The sequence below is a fragment of the Paraburkholderia sp. BR10923 genome, assembly GCF_040948765.1.
Lineage (GTDB): Bacteria > Pseudomonadota > Gammaproteobacteria > Burkholderiales > Burkholderiaceae > Paraburkholderia > Paraburkholderia youngii.
Window position 1 is genome coordinate 296351 of record NZ_JBFPKO010000007.1, and the last position, 16439, is coordinate 312789.

Below are 16439 nucleotides of genomic sequence, written 5' to 3' on the forward strand. Positions count from 1 at the left end.
GACCGTCTGAAGGAGTGGTTCACCTCTCACGGCCGGCTCTCGCGACCGCGCAAGTTCGGTGCAGCCGGGACGGCGCGAGAAGCGCCCGAAAGCCTAGCTGTAGGGGGATACTATACTGTATGTTTATACAGTTTTCCATGACAGGCAGAGGTGCGCTTCGCGCGTGGTGCCTGGGGAGGGAATTCTGGGACGCGAGCGGGTTTTCGAGGCTGGAAGAACCGCATTGGTGAGACTGCAGGGGATTGGCGTCCCGGCGGATCTGCGGCGGGCGGCAAGTGTCTCATCAAGGCACACTGGGAAGATACTGGTCTGCGACAGCCAACGCGGTGAGGCGTTGGCCTAACGCACGGCTCGGATGCGGGATCGACGCAAACCGACCCGAATGCGACACTCAAAGGGGAACGGCGGAACGTCAGTTCTCGAGGAGGAAGCGGCCGGCCTGAGGGACTGCTTCGGTGCCAGCCAGATGCTGGTAGAGCCATCAGCATTGCGCGCGGGCCTATTTACTCCGCCTAGCGTAAGGGGGCGGGCGCACCGCACCGGATGGGTTGCACAATTGGCTCGGGATCACCTACGCTTTGACGAGTACCCTGGCTGTGGGCAGCCAAAGAGCGGGCTAACTGTGATCCGTAAAACGCTAAGGAAACCGTCAGCACGCAAGCCCACGCGGCGCAAGCAGAAGTGGCTCGCGTTCCCGCGCGATTTTCATTTCTGGGTCGATGTCACGACATTGCTCGCTTCGCTCGCAACCGTGGGCACCTTGGCCCTTCTAGTGCGAGACCGCGCCAATTTGCAGAACATCGCGGCGTGGACGCAGCTTCAAGGCTACTTTCAAAGCGGCAAGCGCTCGCAATTTAACCAGGGGCAAGGTTTTGCGATGCAGACGCTGGCGAGCAACGGAGTCACGTTGGCCTACATCGAGGCCGATGGCGTGCGCATCATCTCGGCCGACCTGGACGGCGCCGACTTCACCGGCGCCCAGTTGCGGGGAGCGCAATTCGATACCCCCAGTTTGAGCGGCGCCCATTTCACCGGCGCCGTGCTTCGCGACGCATTTATCGATCATTGCAAGGATTGCGGCCACGTCCACTTTGAGGCGGCCCAGCTCAGCAACGCGCGAATCCGCGGGGGCGATCTGTCCGACGCCGACTTTACGCGGGCTGACATTTCCGGGCTTGAATTCGAGGACGTAAAGCTGGACGAATTCGCCATTGGCGCGGCCTGCTATACGAAGTACAACCCGCCGAAGTTCACGCACAGGGAAGGTGGAATCGAGCGCAAGGATTATGTCCCCACCGGCGTGATCATGCCGCTGGCCCCACAGAGCGAGCTGTGCATGCTGCAGTGGGGCAAGGCGTGGGGTAAAGAATATGTCGTCCCAGACTGGCCGCCAAAATAAGCGCTCGGCGCTAACACCGCCGGTAACGCAGCTGATCAGAAGCGGAAGGCCTCGCGCGCTTTACTGGCTCTCCGCCAGCATCGAGCAGAACCTCGCGTCAAGCTCGTCCCGGAGGAGAATGAGCCGTATATCCAGTCCAGCGCGCTTGCGCTCCTCAAGCGCCTCGTACACGAGCCCGAGGAAACTGGTGCAGGCCTGCGATGTCGTGTGTCTGCTTGCGGCTGCAGATCCAGACCTTGCGGCTTGCTGTCGATGGCGAGATTGAACATGGCCAGATCCCGCACCTGGGACGAAAGCTGCAGGCGCACGCGGATTGCCCAGATCTCCTTGGGCTTCAGCGGTGGCTTCTGCCCAGTCAGTCTCCCCTTGTTCCACGGTACACGCGACGGGCCGGTGTCGATTAATGTGCTCATGACAATCTCCTTTCAAATGAAGGGAGATTCAGTCTGTACGTCTGCAATGGGCGCTACCCGACCCTGAAGAGTCGTTCGAGCTCGCACCGCTGACGTCCGGCTTTAGCGCCCAACCGGACGTTCAGAATATGAACACAGATTGATGAACCGCCCTGCAGCGCGTGGGTCAATCCTTCGCCCACGCAGCGGCCATGGCAACCGCAAAATCGCGGTAAGACCTGGGCGGGCGTCCCAGTAGGGTCGACAAGCGCCCGATCTGTTCGGTCGAAGCCACGGCACCGTCTTGCTGGTATCGCTGCATCATCAAGCGCATGTCATACGCCAGCCACGCCGGCGCGACTGACTTCAAACGCTGCTCGAGAATATCGAGATCGTCACCGCCATGGCGAACAGGGCGTCCGAGTGCATCCGCCCAGATACGGACAATGGATTCCGCCGTCAGCACGTCCGGGCCGACCAGTTCGTAGGTTTCTCGCGGTAGCGGGCTGGCAGCGAACTCGCGCCGCAGCAACTCTTTGGCTGCTGCCTCTCCGATATCGCGAACGTCCACCATGGAAATGCCCTTCTCGCCAATCGGCATCCCATAGATGCCGTGCTTCAGCAACGCATCTTTCTGCCGCACATCGTTCTGAATGAAGTACGCGGGACGAAGCACAGTCGCCGGCATGTCGCACTGCTCGATCATGCGCTCGACTGCGTGCTTGCCCGCGAAGTGTGGCACGTCGACATACTCTGCGCCCCTGAATACGGACAGATACACCACGCCATTCACATGCGACTCTCGCGCGATGCTCAAGGCCTGCAGCGCCTGAGTCAATTCGTCTGCGGCGTTTGGCGCCAGCAGGAACAACGTGCTGATGCCCTTCATGGCTTGCCGTACCGAATCCGCATCGGACAAGTCGCCTTCGATTGCCCGGATGCCGTCAGCAAATTGGGCTTTCTGGGGCGAACGCGTCAGTGCGTGCACCTGAACTCCACGGCCTTGCAGGTGTTCAAGAACTTGCGTACTCACCGTGCCCGTACTTCCAGTAACAAGAATTGTCATGACTGTCTCTCTGATGAAAAGGCCCAAAGCGGCCCGGTGAAGACAGGTTATTCGTTCCGAATTTGAGTCGATAGATATAGAATCGAAACACCTCGTCTCAAAAATAGAACTTTCATGAATTTAATGGCGCTTTCTGATTTCAATGCGGTCGCCACTCACGGCGGCTTCGGCCCAGCTGGCCGCGCGCTGGACCGGCCCAAAGCCACGCTATCGCGGCATGTAGCAGAGTTGGAAGACGAACTCGGAGTGAGGTTGATCGAGCGCGGCTCGAGACGAATGCGCCTGACGGAAGATGGCATCGCACTCCATGAGCGCACTCGAGGCCTTCTGGCAGAGCTTGAAGAGGCGGGCGACGCGGTGGCCTCGCGTGCGCCCGTCGCGCGTGGACGGCTACGCATCAGTGCTCCCATCGTTTTCGCGCACGTCGTGCTGTGCACGATCGCTGCGCGCTTCGCGTTGGCCTACCCGCAGGTCGAGCTCGAGATTGTCGCGGAAGATCGTGTCGTGGACCCGGTGGAAGACGGCTATGACCTGGTGATTCGTGTCGATCCGCCGCGAGACGATCTGCTCGTGGGAAGGCGCATTCTTGATGATGAGCGATGGCTTGTGGCAACGCCGGCCGTATCGGTTCCTGCGACGCGCAAACAGGATGTGAGCCCGTTTCCGGTCCCGGCGGTCTTGTCGGCGGCTGCGCCATCGGGAGCGATCTGGAGCGTACGGACGAAATCCAAAGGTACAAAGGCATTTGAGCCGATGCCGGTCCTCCGGCTATCGTCGCTACTGATGGTGCGCGAGGCCGTTCTCGCCGGCGTGGGACCGGCGATGTTGCCGAGACTGCTAGTCGAAGAAGATGTGAAGGCCGGGCGACTCGTCTGCTGGGGTAAAGAAGAGGGTTCTCCGGTGGAGATCTGGGCGCTTTACCATTCTCGTCGGCTGCTGAGCGTCAAGGTCAGAGCATTCCTGGATGCGCTTCAGGATTTACCCGCGCGAGCGTGAGAAATCGTGGCGGTCGAACAAACGCAAGACGTACTCGCATCTGCCTGATGCAGTCATTGCCCGGATCGAAGAGGTGGTACGCGATGCTTTCAACACGGCATCGGCACACACCAGCAGTGACGGCGAACCCTCGCAGCCCTGAGAGACGGAGCACCACGGCGCGCCTCTTCATGCGACAGCTTTTCGAGGATGAAGCGCCAATGGCCAGACGAACTGACGAATTTTACGATTCCCCACCCTCACGAATTCCGTATCCTTGCGCCTCGATCTGCGGGAATGCGGCGAATCACTGCGCGGCGACGACAATACCTCGTTAGCCGACCGCGCTTTCCTTCGGCGACGCGCACCCTGTCACCGCCAGCACCGCGCGACCCGCCAGGGTCTCGCGCGCGGCACTATCGCCAAGCGCATACTCGACGCAACGCCTCGCCAGCACGTCGGTCGGATCGACGAGCCGCACCACCCGCCCGCCCGCACACGCGAGCGCTTGCTCACGCAACAGCAACGGCAGCTCGGTGCACGCGAGCACGATGACCTGCACGCCCCGCGCGACCAGATCGTCGACGGCCGCCGCGAGGTCGTCGCAGCATTCGCCCGATGTATGCCCAGCCTTCGCGCCGCGCGGCCCATAAATCGCGTTCATCAGACGCGCTTGCGCGGACGCGGACGGCGCGATCTGCACGAGGCCGCGCGCTTCGAGCGCCTGTTCGTAGACGCGGCTCGCGAGCGTGCCCGAAGTGGCCAGCACGCCCACTTCGCGCAGCCCCTGGAAGGTCTCGCGCAGATAATCGGCGGTACAGGTCAGCATATTGACGATCGGCACGCGCAGCGCCGGCTGAAGCCGCTCGACGAAAGCATGCGCGGTATTGCACGGAATCGCGATCAGATCCGCGCCGCCCTCCTCGAGTGTCTTGCAGGCCGCGTATAGCGCGAGCGTCGGGTCGTCGCCGCGACCGAACAGCGCCGCGGTGCGATCCGGGATCTGCGGATTCTGCTCGACCATGATCCGGATATGGTCCTGATCGCGCGCGGCCGGCGTGTTGCGCACGACCTTGGCCATGAAATCGACGGTCGCGGCCGGCCCGATGCCGCCGACCACGCCAAGGCGGAACGCCCGCTGCGGCTGTGTGTACCGCGCCGCCGCGACATAGCGCGCGTACACCTGGTTCGAATCGACGAGCGGCACCTCGATGGGCCCGAGCGCGCGCAGCACGAGGCCGATTTCCGCGAGCCCCGGCACGATCACGTCGACGCCCTGTGCGACCAGGTCGGCGCACGCCGCGCGCAGCAACTCGACCGGCCGCCCTTGCAGGCGGCCAGCGCGGATGCCCTCGTCGCCGAAGACGGCGCTCGTCACGCAGTCGAAACCAGAGTCGTTGCGCGGATAGCACACGTCGAACTGGCCGGCTCCGAAGTAGCGCTCGAACAGGCCGTTCGCGCGGATCGCCGCCGATGTCAGCACACCAATGCGCCGGGCGCCGTCGCGCCGGGCGCCGTCGCGCCGCGCCGACGGATAGATGCGCCGCACGTGCTCAGACAGCGCGGTCATGATGTTGGCGACCGGCACGGTGACGTTGGCCGTGAGTTCGTCGATGAAAGTGTGGCTGAGGAAGCACGGCAGCACGATCGCGTCCACACCGCGCTTTTCGAACGCGCGCATCGTGTCGAGCATATGGATCTTGAACCGCGCGTCCGTCGTATCGGGCGCGGCGGGCCCGGGCCACGGGCGCGGTTCGAGAATCAGATCGAAGGTCTGCGCGGCACCTGGCCGGCGCGACGCCGTGCTGATCCGGCCGAGGATGTCGGCGCTGGCGAACTGCGCCGCGCCAGTCGCCACACCCAGCGAACGAAAACGCTCCATCATCAGATCCCCCGGTCGTTCTGTGCGTCCACCCTCGCTCGCGGGTGGCTTTCTGCGCGCTTGAGAATGACACTATGCGAGACGCAGATGTACAGGTGTTAACCACGTCAAAGCATTACCTTGCGTTTGCGCTCCTTCAACTCACCGGCTCGAAAATCTCCCGCAGCCACTGCGCGAACACCCGCACCCGCGACGACAACTGCCGGTTCTGCGGATACAGCACCGACACCGGCATCGGCGGCGGCGGATAGTCCGCCAGAATGACGCGCAACCGTCCGGCCGCCAGTTCGTCAGCGACACGGTAGCGCGGCACCTGCACGATGCCGAGTCCGGCGATCGCCGCGCCCGCATACAGTTCGGCGCCGCTGACCGACACTGCCGACGGCAGCACGAGCGCGGTATCTCGCCCGTCGACGCGGAATTCGAGCGGCAGCGGCTTGCCGGTCGCGCTCGACACGTAGTTAACCGCGCGATGCGTCGACAGCGCGCCGGGATTGGCCGGCTCGCCATACGCGGCCAGATACGCAGGACTCGCGACCGTCACCTGCTGCAGTTGCGCGACGCGCCGCCCGACCATCGACGAATCCTGCAGGACGCCTGCGCGCAGCACGCAATCGATGCCCTCGCGCACGAGGTCGACGAGCCGGTCGTCCTCGCCGATCATCAGCTCGATGTCTGGAAACCGCGCGAGAAACGCGGGCAGCGCCGGCACCACGAAGTGCCGTGCGAGCGTGCCCTGCACGTTCACCCGTAACAGTCCCTTCGGCGCGACATTGGAGAACGCCCCCTCCGCCTCCTCCATGTCGGCGATCAGGCGCACGCAGCGCTGGTAGTGCGCGTCGCCGTCGGGCGTGAGCCGCACCGTGCGCGTGGTGCGTTCGAGCAGCCGCGCGCCGAGCCGCTGCTCGAGACGCTTCATCAGGTTGGTGACGGTCGCGCGCGGGATTTGCAGATCGTCGGCGGCGCGCGTAAAGCTCTGGCGCTCGGCGATCCGCACGAATACCCGCATTTCCTCGAAACGGTCCATATCGGCGGATTATTAAAGCGAATGGAATGATGATCGCGAGTCTAACCGGATTATCTCGCCACGGAAAGCGTTCATCATTCACCTCACCGATCCACCACCTTCTGTGAGGAAACGAATCATGAGCACGAACCAACAACCCAAAGTCGCCATCGTCACCGGCGCGTCGCGCGGCATCGGCATGGCGATCGCACAGCGGCTCGCGAAGGACGGCTACGCGGTCGCCGTCAACTACGCATCGAGCGCGGGCGAAGCCGACGCGCTCGTCGGCGCGATCCGCGAGGCCGGCGGCAAGGCGGTCGCGGTGCAAGCCGACGTGTCGAAGCCCGGCGACGTGCGTCGCATGTTCGAGATCACCGAACGCGAACTCGGCAAGGTCGAAGTGCTCGTCAACAACGCGGGCGTGATGAAGCCCACGCCGCTCGCCGACACGTCCGACGCGCTGTACGACCAGACCTTCGACATCAACGTGCGCGGCACCTTCAACACGCTGCGCGAAGCGGCCGCGCGCCTGAACGACGGCGGACGCATCGTCAATTTCTCGACCAGCGTGCTCGCGCTGAACCTGCCCGGCTACGGCATCTACACGGCGACCAAGGCGGCCGTCGAAGCATTCACGCGCGTGTTCGCGAAGGAGCTGCGCGGGCGCAACATCACCGTGAATGCGGTCGCGCCGGGACCGATTGCGACCGCGCTGTTCCTCGAAGGCAAGACCGACGAGCAGATCGAAACCTTCGCGAAGATGCCGCCGCTGCAACGCCTCGGCGAGCCGGAAGACGTGGCGGGCGTGGTCGCGTTTCTGGTCGGCCCGGATGCGGGCTGGGTCAATGGGCAGACGTTGCGGGCCAATGGCGGTTTGGCTTGATGGGATGCACTGGTCCAGCGTGCTGCCGCGCTGGACCGCTGCATTGCGCCGGCTGCGGCGCCTGGGACGTGATCGATTCGCCGCTCAAACCGCCTTCGGATTGCGTTCCGCGAAACCTTCCTGATGCCAGTACGGATACGGGGGGCGCACCGCGCTTGCGGCGTCGAGCTTCGCGACCTGGTCGGCCGTCAGATTCCAGCCGACCGCGCCGAGGTTCTGCCGCAGTTGCTCCTCGTTGCGCGCGCCGATCAGCAGCGTCGCGACGGTCGGCCGTTGCAGCAGCCAGTTCAGCGCGATCTGCGGCACGGTCTTGCCGGTTTCGGCGACGACTTCGTCGAGCGCATCGAGCACGCGGAACAGATACTCTTCCGGCACCGGCGGGCCCGATTCGGCGGTCTTGTGCAGACGGCTCGTCTCGGGCAGCGGCTGGCCGCGCTTGAGCTTGCCGGTCAGACGCCCCCAGCCGAGCGGACTCCATATCACCGCACCCACGCCCTGGTCGACGCCGAGTGGCATCAGCTCCCACTCGTAGTCGCGCCCGACCAGCGAGTAGTAGGTCTGATTCGCGACGTAGCGCGGATAGCCGTAGCGGTCGGCGATATCGAGCGACTTCATCAGATGCCAGCCGGAGAAATTCGACACGCCGACGTAGCGGATCTTGCCCGCGCGCACGAGGTCGTCGAGCGTGGACAGCACTTCGGGAATCGGCGTTTTCGCGTCGAAGCCGTGCAACTGGAACAGGTCGATGTAATCGGTTTGCAGACGCTTGAGCGCCGCATCGACCGCGTTGATCAGATGGAAGCGTGACGAGCCGACGCCGTTCGGATCGCCGTCGAAACGGAAGGTCGCCTTGGTCGACAGGATCGCCTTGTCGCGCTTGCCTTTCAGCGCCTCGCCAAGCACCGACTCGGACGCGCCCTTCGAATAGATGTCGGCGGTGTCGAACATCGTGACGCCCGCGTCGAAGCAGATGTCGATCAGACGCCGCGCTTCGGCGACGTCGGTCGCTCCCCACGCCTGGAAGAATTCACCCTTGCCGCCGAAGGTACCGGTGCCGAAACTCAACACCGGCACCTTGAACCCCGATGCACCCAGATGTCTGTATTCCATTGGCAGAATCTCCGTGACATTGCCGTCGATGAACGGAGATTCAGTCTACGCGCGTCGGCGAGAAGGCGTCATGAAAGCGACGCGCTCAGATCGGCCAATGCATCACGCACGGCGTCAATCACGCTGTCCCAGGCGCCGAGTTGCGGTTGACGGAATAGACGCGCGGACGGATACCACGGCGTGTCGCTGCGTTCGAGCAGCCAGCGCCAGCATGTGTCGAAGCGGTTCAGAATCCAGACCGGTTTGTCGAGCGCGCCGGCCAGATGCGCGGTGGACGTGTCGACCGAAATCACCAGATCCAGACTGGCGACGAGCGCGGCGGTATCGGCGAAATCGTGCAGCAGCTCTGTGTAATCGGCGACGCGTTCACGGTAGGCGCTTTCGGCGAGTTGCGCTGCGGCTGCGCCCTTCTGCACGCTGAAGAAGCGCACGTTCGGCACGTCGAGGAGCGGCGCGAATTGCTCGAACCCGAGCGAGCGACGCGCATCGATCTTGCGCAGTTCCGCGACATGCGCGCGGTTCTCGCCGGCCCACACGAGGCCGACATTCAGCGGTTTGATTGCGTTGCCATCCGCATTGGTGTTGCCGTGCGGTTCGATACGCTCGCGCCATTTGCCGACGGCCGCTGGCTGCGCAAAAAGATACGGTGTGGCTGCCGGAATGCTCGCTTCGTTGGTGCTGAACGCAAGCGGCAAGCTCAGCAACGGGCAATGACAATCGAACGGCGGCAACGGCTGCCCAGCTTCGATCAACTGATCGACACCATCGAGCGTCGACAGCAGCCGCAACAACGGACCCGGCACTTCGAGCACGACCTTCGCGCCAAGCTTCGCAACCAGCGTCGCATAGCGACAGAATTGCAGCGTGTCGCCGAGGCCCTGTTCCGCATGCAGCAGGATCGTTTTGCCGTCGAGCGCGAAATCGCCGAGCCACAGCGGCTGCGCGAACGCGCGCCGGCCGGCCTTGATGCGGCTACGCTCCCAACGCCATTCGTATTCGCGCCAGCCGCTCTCGAAGCGGCCCATTTGCAGCAGGCACAGCGCCTGGTTCCAATGCGTTTCGACCGACGCCGGATTCAACGCAAGCGCGCGCTGATAGCTCGACAACGCCTGTTCGCGCTGATTCAGATCGATCTGCGCGAGACCGAGGTTATTCCACGCATCGACGAAACCAGTCGAGAGTTCCAGCGCGCGCTGGTAGCAGGGCTCTGCTTCGTGCGGCTGGTTCAGATCGCCGAGCACGTTGCCGCGATTGCTCCACGCATCCGGATAGTTAGGCTGCAATGCGAGCGCCTGGTCGCAGCTATCGAGTGCATCGGTATATCGGCCGAGATCGCGCAGCACGCATGCACGATTGTTCCAGGCCGGCGCGAACTCCGGCGCGATAGAAAGCGCGCGCTCGTAGCTCGCGAGCGCCTCGAGCGGACGGTACAGCGCCGCCAATGCGTTGCCGCGATTGTTCAATGCATCGGCGAATTTCGGCTGCATCACGAGCGCCCGCTCGGCGCACGCAAGCGCTTCGTCATGACGCTGCAACGCGTTCAGCGCATAGGCGAGATTCGAATGCACGGCCGGCTGTCTCGCGTTCACAGCGAGCGCCTTCTTCAGCAGATCGACGCCTTCCTGCAAGCGGCCCGTTTGCAGCGCGAGTTCGCCGAGCCAGCGCAACGCGTCGCCGTGTTTCGGCTTCAGTTCGAGAATCTCCCGATACATCTCTTCTGCTTCGACGAGCGCGCCGTTCTGTTGAAGCGCGACGGCTTGTCGAAGCAGATGGTCCAACTGTTGCGGCAGACTGGCTTGCTTGCTCATGCGGTACCTGGAATCGAAGGCGCGAAGAATCGTCGGATAAAGCGCACGATTATCGCTGAAAAGCCTGTATTCGAAGTACCGCCGCCGCGTCGCGTCGTGACGCCGCTTATTGCGCGGCCACGGACAGATGCTTGCGCTTCGCGAGTTCCTGCGCCATCGCGTAGTGCTGCTGGATCGTCGGCAGCGCCTCTTTCGCCGCGGTCTTCAACTTCTCGTCGCGACCCGAGGCGATTTCCGCCTGGAACGCGGACAGCGCTTTCTGCTCACCGGCGAGCGCGACCTGCTCGATATACCTCTTGTCGAAGTCGGCGCCGCGCAGATTGTTGATGCTCGCGAGCACGGCCTCGTCGGGATCGTTCTTCGGCACGTCGACACCGCGCGGACTCGCCGCCCGCAATGCGTCGGTGATCTTCGCGTCGTCATCCGACACGCGCTCGGCGAACGCCTTCACGTCGCGATCGGCCGAACGCGCGGTGGCGATACGCGCGGCGTCGCGCTGCGTCGCGACGGCTTTGGTGCCGTCCGCGACGAATGTCTGATCGGCCGCATGCAGGCGGACTGCGTCCGCGGGCGCGGCGCTCTGCGCGCTGGCCACCGAGGCGGCCGTCAGAAGACCGCCGAAGCAGGCAGCGGCGGCGATGCGGGCCAAAGCGACCGAAGGGACGGAAGGCAGGCGGATCATACGTTCTCCTTGAGGTGAAAGCATCTGAAAGCAAAACGAAGGACACGTGTGCGCCGCGAACAAAGCGTGCGATGCAAAACGCTGTGGACTGCTTGCGAGCCCAGCGGGGCGCCACGCTTTCATCGCTGCCGATTCTAGAAGCCATGCCGTCTGGCAGGTGAAACGCTGCTGTCGCTTCTGTAACCTTAGGTAACCCTCATATGAATGCGCACACGTTTGCCTTATTGGCGTGAATCACGCGCGCCGCTCGCCACTGCGACGCAGTGCTGAATTTTTCGCCATCGACGCCGATAACCAGAGACAGGCACCGCTTAGCGCCGCTCAGCACCGCAACTCTGGAGAACGATTCCGATGGCAGACGACCACCGTGCCAATCACGAGCGCCACACCGAGCGCAGCAACCTGACTAGCTCCAACAAATTCGAGCTGCTGCTATACCGCCTCGGCCACGTGCCGGACAGCGACGCGCACGAGCTGTATGGGATCAACGTGTTCAAGGTGCGCGAAATCTCGACGATGCCGACCATCACGCCGATCGCCGGATCGTCGCCGCACGTGATGGGCGCGGTCGACATTCGCGGGCAGATCATCCCCGTGATCGACCTGCCGCGGCTGATGGGCTGCGAGCCGACGCGCGGCCTGAACATCCTGCTGGTCACCGAATTCGCGCGTTCGACGCAGGCCTTCGCGGTCGAGGAAGTCGACGAGATCGTGCGGCTCGAATGGAACCAGGTGCTGTCGGCCGATGGCTCGGCGGGCGGCAAGCTCGTCACGAGCATCGCGCGCATCGACGGCAATACCGGCGATTCGCGGCTCGCTCAGGTGATCGACGTCGAGCAGGTGTTGCGCGACGTGTTCCCGTCGCAGCATCCGAGCGTCGATCCGGCCTCGGTAGGTGAAGCGCTCGGCATCCGCCGCGGCGCGAAGATCCTTGCCGCCGACGACTCCGGCTTCGCGCGCAAGCTGATCGAGCAGGCGCTCACCGCGATCGGCGCCGACTACATCATGACGAAGACCGGCGAGGAAGCGTGGCAAACGCTGCAGCAGGTCGCACGCGAAGCGCAGCAAAAAGGCGTGCGCGCGAAAGACACCATCGCTCTCGTATTGACCGATCTGGAGATGCCGGAGATGGACGGCTTCATGCTGACGCGCCAGATCAAGGCGGACGCACGCACGCGCGATATTCCGGTGCTCATCCACTCGTCCCTGACGGGCGCGGCGAACGAGGCGCATGTGAAGAACGCGGGCGCGAACGGCTATGTCCCGAAGTTCGCCGCGAGCGAGCTCGCCGATGCGATCCGTCAAGCGCTGGGCTGCGCGCCGGCGAAAGCGACGGCGGCTTGAGGTCTCGCGTGCCCAGCAGTGAAGCGGATCGCCGCGCTCAACGATGCGCGGCCAGCTCGATCGAGAAATCCATCCGGCCGATCTCGACGCCCATCGTGTTGAGCCGCTTCGGCGCATGAAAGCCGTCGAGCGTCGCGCGCTGTTCAGGCGTGCCGATATCGAGCACCGCGAGCAACTCGGCAGTGACCGCGTAGAGCGCGGCGGCATTGCCGTCCTCGATCTTCAGCGCGATGCCTAGCGCGCCCTTCGCACCCAGCCGCGCGGTTTGCCGCGACGCGCGCACGCCGATCGCATAGCTGCCGTCCGCGCCGACCTTGCCGACCAGCGCGCCACCGAACGCCCGCATCAGCAGCGTGCAGAAGCGCCCTTCCCCGCCGACCAGTTCCGGGTACGACGTCATCGCGCGATAGATGCGCGCGAGCGCGGCCGTGCGCGGCGGCGTCGCGGCTGCTCCGTCTTCGTGTTGATCCTGCGCCGCCGCGAGCTTCGCGAACAGACGTGCGAGCCGGTCGAGCGGAAACGCCGGGGTCGGCAGATTGCAGCCGTCGATCGCCCATTGCACGCCGTCGTCCGGCAGGTCGCACACGCTCGCGACCGTCTGCTTCACGCGCACCTGCAACGGATGCGCGGGCAGTTCATAGCCGGCGAGCGCCGCCCCGATCGACCGCGCGCCGGCCAGCATGCCCGCATGCTTGCCCGAACAGTTGCTGCACACGCCGGTGGGCGTAAAGCCGCGCCGGATCCAGTCGACATACACCGCATCCGACAACGGCGGATGACCGCCGCAACGCAGATCGGCCTCGCTCGCCTGCGCTTTCGCGAGCATCGCGTGCGTGCGTTCGATATGACGCGGCTCGCTGCTGTGCGATGCGCACATCAGCGCGAGATCGGCTTCGTCGAAACCGCAACGCTCGAGCGCGCCGGTTTCGAGCACCGCGAGCGCCTGGGCCGGCTTCGCCGCGGAACGCGCGAGCGTGATGCGCGCAGCGTCGCCGAACGAAAACAGCAGACGGCCGTCCGCATCGACGACCGCGACATGCGCCAGATGCGTGTTCTCGACGGACTCGCCGCGATAGATCGTCGCCGCGACCGGCGCGGCGGGGTGCAGTTCGGATCGGCTCATCGGTATCGTCTCCGCGTCGTTTATTGATCGGGCGATGGCGCCCAAGGCCCGGCAATCGATCAGGCGCTCGCCGCGAGCGCTTCTTCTTCTCGCTCGAGCGTGCGGGTATGCCGCAGTTCGGGAAAGAACCGCATCCACAACAGCGCGATCGCGATCGTCGCGACACCGCCGACCAGCACGGCCGGCTGCGCGCCCCACCATCCGGCAGTCAGGCCCGATTCGAACTCGCCCAATTGATTCGACGTTCCGATGAACAGCGAATTGACCGCGCTGACGCGGCCGAGCATTTCATCGGGCGTGCGCAGTTGCACGAGCGACAGCCGCACCACCACGCTGATCGTGTCGGACGCACCGAGCACCATCAGCGCGAGCAGCGACACGAGGAACTGATGCGACAGCCCGAACACGATCGTCGCGATGCCGAACGCGATCACGCCGCCGAACATCGCTGCGCCGGGCCGGTTCCGCAATGGAAAATGCGCGAGCCAGATCGTGCCCGCGAGCGCGCCGATCGCCGTGCCCGAGCGCAGCAGGCCGAGACCGATCGGGCCCGCGTGCAGCACGTCGCGCGCGAAGATCGGCAGCAACGCGGTCGCGCCGCCGAACAGCACCGCGAACAGATCGAGCGACAGCGCGCCGAGGATCACCGGCTCGCGGCGAATGAACGCGATGCCCGAAAAGATCGATTCGAGCGTGACGGGCGCGCGACTCGCCGGCTTCACTTGCAGCGGAATGCTCCACACCGACGCCGCCGCGGCCGCGAACGACAGCGTGCACGCGAGATAAGCGGCACCGGGGCCGATGCCGTACAGCAGACCACCGAGCGCCGGCCCGGCGATCTGCGCGGTCTGATTGGCAGACGTGGACCATGCGGTCGCTTTCGGCAGATAGCCGCGCGGCACGACGGCCGGCAGCAGCGACGACACGGCCGGCGATTCGAACGCGCGCGACGCGCCCACGCAGGCAGCCAGCACGTAGATCACCGGCGCGCTGATCCAGCCGCTGAAGGTGCCGATCGCGAACAGCAATGCAGCGACGCTTTCGAGGCTCTGACAGACGGCGGCGATGCGGCGGCGATCGTAACGATCGGCGACATGACCGACGACGAGCGTCAGCAGGAACATCGGCAGGAACTGCGCGAGACCGACGAGGCCAAGTGCGAACGCGCTATGCGTGAGCGCGTAGACATGCCAGCCCATCGCGACGGCGAGCATCTGGAACGACAGCGACGACAGGATGCGGGTGCACCAGAAACGCTGGAACGGCGGGTGTTTCGGCAGGCTGAAATGCGGGGAATCGGCGGGATCGGTGGAGGCTGGGGGCATCGATTGTTGCTCGTGACGGGGAGCATCGGAGCGTGGATTGGGCGGCCGCTAGTTTAGAGCAAGATCGGGGGGCGTGCAGAAAGGCGGCGGGCACTGGCGGCGGCGTGGTGGGAGGCGATGGGGCGGCCCGCGCCGGGGCCGGCACGCTCGAACGAAGCAGGCCGCCCTCGCCTGCTTCGGCGCCACGCATGACTCAGGGGTGCAGGGGCCGGCCTTCCGCGCGGCCGAACTCGACGAAGTGATCGACGGGGTCGACGCCTGCCGCGGCGACGTCGGGATTCGCTTCGAGGTAAAGCTTCGGATCGAAACCCTCGGGCAGTTGGGCAAGCCGCGCCTTGCGCTGAAACGATTCGGCGCTGCTCAACGGACGCCCTTCGAATCGACCGTAGTAGATGTAATGCTGCAACGCATTGCCGCCGCTCGCCGCGACGTCCGGATTGGCGTCGAGATACGCCTCGCCGTCGAAGTCGACGATTGGCGTCAGGCTCGACGGCATGCCGGTCAGGTCGTGATAGCACAGACAGCCGTCCGCGAAGAAATGGCAAACCAGCGCCTTGCGGCTCACGTGCTCCGGATCGCGCATCTTGCTGCCTCCGTGCAGCAGGTTCGCATGCCACAACAGCACATCGCCCTTCTTCGGATAGAAGTACTTCGGGCCCGCCGAATGGTCAGCGATGAGCTTCTGAATCGCGGGTTCGTAGATGTCGTGATAAGCGGAATAACCGCAACCGAACGGCATGCCCAATTCGGTCGACATCAGATACGGCAGCTTGTGCGTGCCGGGGTGATAAACGAGCGGTCCCGAATCCGGATGAATATCCTCGAAGGCGATCCAGTTCGCGACCAGATACCCGTTCGGATAGGTCGACATGTGAATCGAATCGGAATGCTCGAGTTGCTCGCTGCTCTTGTGACCGCCGATCGTCTGGAACGGCGCCGATTTCGCGCCCAGCAGCAAGCCCACGATCTCGTTCATGCGCGCATCGAACAGCATGTCGCGAATCGCGGGCACGCTGAAATGCGGATTCAGCGTGCGCCCCGGCAGCGTATCGCCTTCGAAAAGCGGCTCGTGCGGCGGCCGCAGCGTGCCGTCGGCGATCGCGTCTTCGTAGGCTTGCCACGTCGCATCGAGCTGTTCGTGCCCGAAGAAGCCTTCAATGATCAGATAGCCGTCGCTGACCCATTTCCGGCACCATTCGGCTTCCTGCTCGCTGATTACACCTTGGGACAACAACTCGGCGACCCGCTCCAGCGCATCCGGTCGATCGAGCCAGGGAACCGGGCCTGCTGCGGGAAATTTTTCGAATTTGAAGACCTGGGTCTGAGTGTCGATCGGAACGTCCGCGACGACGGGCTTATCGAAAAAACGCTGAGTCTCGAGAGTATTCATGTTGTATCGGGAAACTTTCCGGGTTAGCGTTTCAGGGTACCTGGCTTGAACAGG

13 protein-coding genes and 1 pseudogene are annotated in these 16439 nt (G+C 64.3%); 4 read left to right on the top strand and 10 right to left on the bottom strand.

Annotation, left to right across the window (positions count from 1 at the left end):
• Positions 1 to 622 precede the first annotated feature (622 nt).
• Entirely contained in the window at positions 623 to 1399 is a 777-nt protein-coding gene (locus AB3X94_RS15935; protein WP_176109019.1) for a pentapeptide repeat-containing protein, read from the top strand.
• 242 nt (positions 1400 to 1641) lie between these two features.
• On the opposite strand, the pseudogene AB3X94_RS15940 reads toward AB3X94_RS15935, so the two are convergent.
• Together AB3X94_RS15940 and AB3X94_RS15945 are read right to left on the bottom strand one after the other, a co-directional pair.
• Positions 1642 to 1812, bottom strand: a pseudogene (locus AB3X94_RS15940) (integrase); the annotation flags it as partial.
• Positions 1813 to 1978: 166 nt separating this feature from the next.
• Positions 1979 to 2857, bottom strand: a complete 879-nt coding sequence (locus AB3X94_RS15945; RefSeq protein WP_176109020.1) for an SDR family oxidoreductase — start codon at positions 2855 to 2857, stop codon at positions 1979 to 1981.
• A 114-nt stretch (positions 2858 to 2971) separates the two neighbouring features.
• On the opposite strand from AB3X94_RS15945, the gene AB3X94_RS15950 reads away from it, so the two are divergent.
• Entirely contained in the window at positions 2972 to 3853 is an 882-nt protein-coding gene (locus AB3X94_RS15950; protein ID WP_368612052.1) for a LysR family transcriptional regulator, read from the top strand.
• Between the two features lie 313 nt (positions 3854 to 4166).
• Here AB3X94_RS15950 and AB3X94_RS15955 read toward each other — a convergent pair whose 3' ends face one another.
• Positions 4167 to 5714 carry an amino acid racemase gene (locus AB3X94_RS15955; protein ID WP_368612096.1) on the bottom strand — a complete coding sequence of 516 codons (1548 nt, stop codon included), beginning with the start codon at positions 5712 to 5714 and terminating at the stop codon, positions 4167 to 4169.
• Between the two features lie 136 nt (positions 5715 to 5850).
• A complete protein-coding gene (locus tag AB3X94_RS15960) occupies positions 5851 to 6741 on the bottom strand; it encodes a LysR family transcriptional regulator (protein WP_368593127.1) in 891 nt (296 codons plus the stop codon).
• 118 nt (positions 6742 to 6859) lie between these two features.
• On the opposite strand from AB3X94_RS15960, the gene AB3X94_RS15965 reads away from it, so the two are divergent.
• Entirely contained in the window at positions 6860 to 7603 is a 744-nt protein-coding gene (locus AB3X94_RS15965; protein ID WP_368612053.1) for an SDR family oxidoreductase, read from the top strand.
• 84 nt (positions 7604 to 7687) lie between these two features.
• On the opposite strand, the gene AB3X94_RS15970 is transcribed toward AB3X94_RS15965, so the two are convergent.
• The 3 genes from AB3X94_RS15970 to AB3X94_RS15980 form a co-directional block, all read right to left on the bottom strand.
• A complete protein-coding gene (locus AB3X94_RS15970; protein ID WP_368612054.1) occupies positions 7688 to 8713 on the bottom strand; it encodes an aldo/keto reductase in 1026 nt (341 codons plus the stop codon).
• 68 nt (positions 8714 to 8781) lie between these two features.
• Positions 8782 to 10521 carry a tetratricopeptide repeat protein gene (locus AB3X94_RS15975; RefSeq protein WP_368612055.1) on the bottom strand — a complete coding sequence of 580 codons (1740 nt, stop codon included), beginning with the start codon at positions 10519 to 10521 and terminating at the stop codon, positions 8782 to 8784.
• 106 nt (positions 10522 to 10627) lie between these two features.
• The gene (locus AB3X94_RS15980) at positions 10628 to 11203 is read right to left on the bottom strand and encodes a DUF4142 domain-containing protein (RefSeq protein WP_176109026.1); all 576 of its coding nucleotides are present in this window, start codon (positions 11201 to 11203) and stop codon (positions 10628 to 10630) included.
• 351 nt (positions 11204 to 11554) lie between these two features.
• On the opposite strand from AB3X94_RS15980, the gene AB3X94_RS15985 reads away from it, so the two are divergent.
• Positions 11555 to 12547 carry a chemotaxis protein CheV gene (locus tag AB3X94_RS15985; protein WP_368612056.1) on the top strand — a complete coding sequence of 331 codons (993 nt, stop codon included), beginning with the start codon at positions 11555 to 11557 and terminating at the stop codon, positions 12545 to 12547.
• A gap of 37 nt (positions 12548 to 12584) precedes the next feature.
• On the opposite strand, the gene AB3X94_RS15990 is transcribed toward AB3X94_RS15985, so the two are convergent.
• The 3 genes from AB3X94_RS15990 to AB3X94_RS16000 form a co-directional block, all read right to left on the bottom strand.
• Positions 12585 to 13670, bottom strand: a complete 1086-nt coding sequence (locus AB3X94_RS15990) for an asparaginase (RefSeq protein ID WP_368612057.1) — start codon at positions 13668 to 13670, stop codon at positions 12585 to 12587.
• 59 nt (positions 13671 to 13729) lie between these two features.
• Positions 13730 to 14995, bottom strand: a complete 1266-nt coding sequence (locus tag AB3X94_RS15995) for an MFS transporter (RefSeq protein WP_176109029.1) — start codon at positions 14993 to 14995, stop codon at positions 13730 to 13732.
• Between the two features lie 193 nt (positions 14996 to 15188).
• On the bottom strand, positions 15189 to 16385 hold the full coding sequence (locus tag AB3X94_RS16000; protein WP_176109030.1) for a phytanoyl-CoA dioxygenase family protein: 1197 nt from the start codon (positions 16383 to 16385) through the stop codon (positions 15189 to 15191).
• Positions 16386 to 16439: the final 54 nt, after the last annotated feature.

Bases quoted from the DNA above. Each gene is read 5' to 3' on its own strand.
- AB3X94_RS15945 (WP_176109020.1), bottom strand. From the start codon at position 2,857: ATGACAATTCTTGTTACTGGAAGTACGGGCACGGTGAGTACGCAAGTT.
- AB3X94_RS15950 (WP_368612052.1), top strand. From the start codon at position 2,972: ATGAATTTAATGGCGCTTTCTGATTTCAATGCGGTCGCCACTCACGGC.
- AB3X94_RS15955 (WP_368612096.1), bottom strand. From the start codon at position 5,714: ATGGAGCGTTTTCGTTCGCTGGGTGTGGCGACTGGCGCGGCGCAGTTC.
- AB3X94_RS15960 (WP_368593127.1), bottom strand. From the start codon at position 6,741: ATGGACCGTTTCGAGGAAATGCGGGTATTCGTGCGGATCGCCGAGCGC.
- AB3X94_RS15965 (WP_368612053.1), top strand. From the start codon at position 6,860: ATGAGCACGAACCAACAACCCAAAGTCGCCATCGTCACCGGCGCGTCG.
- AB3X94_RS15970 (WP_368612054.1), bottom strand. From the start codon at position 8,713: ATGGAATACAGACATCTGGGTGCATCGGGGTTCAAGGTGCCGGTGTTG.
- AB3X94_RS15975 (WP_368612055.1), bottom strand. From the start codon at position 10,521: ATGAGCAAGCAAGCCAGTCTGCCGCAACAGTTGGACCATCTGCTTCGA.
- AB3X94_RS15980 (WP_176109026.1), bottom strand. From the start codon at position 11,203: ATGATCCGCCTGCCTTCCGTCCCTTCGGTCGCTTTGGCCCGCATCGCC.
- AB3X94_RS15985 (WP_368612056.1), top strand. From the start codon at position 11,555: ATGGCAGACGACCACCGTGCCAATCACGAGCGCCACACCGAGCGCAGC.
- AB3X94_RS15990 (WP_368612057.1), bottom strand. From the start codon at position 13,670: ATGAGCCGATCCGAACTGCACCCCGCCGCGCCGGTCGCGGCGACGATC.
- AB3X94_RS15995 (WP_176109029.1), bottom strand. From the start codon at position 14,995: ATGCCCCCAGCCTCCACCGATCCCGCCGATTCCCCGCATTTCAGCCTG.
- AB3X94_RS16000 (WP_176109030.1), bottom strand. From the start codon at position 16,385: ATGAATACTCTCGAGACTCAGCGTTTTTTCGATAAGCCCGTCGTCGCG.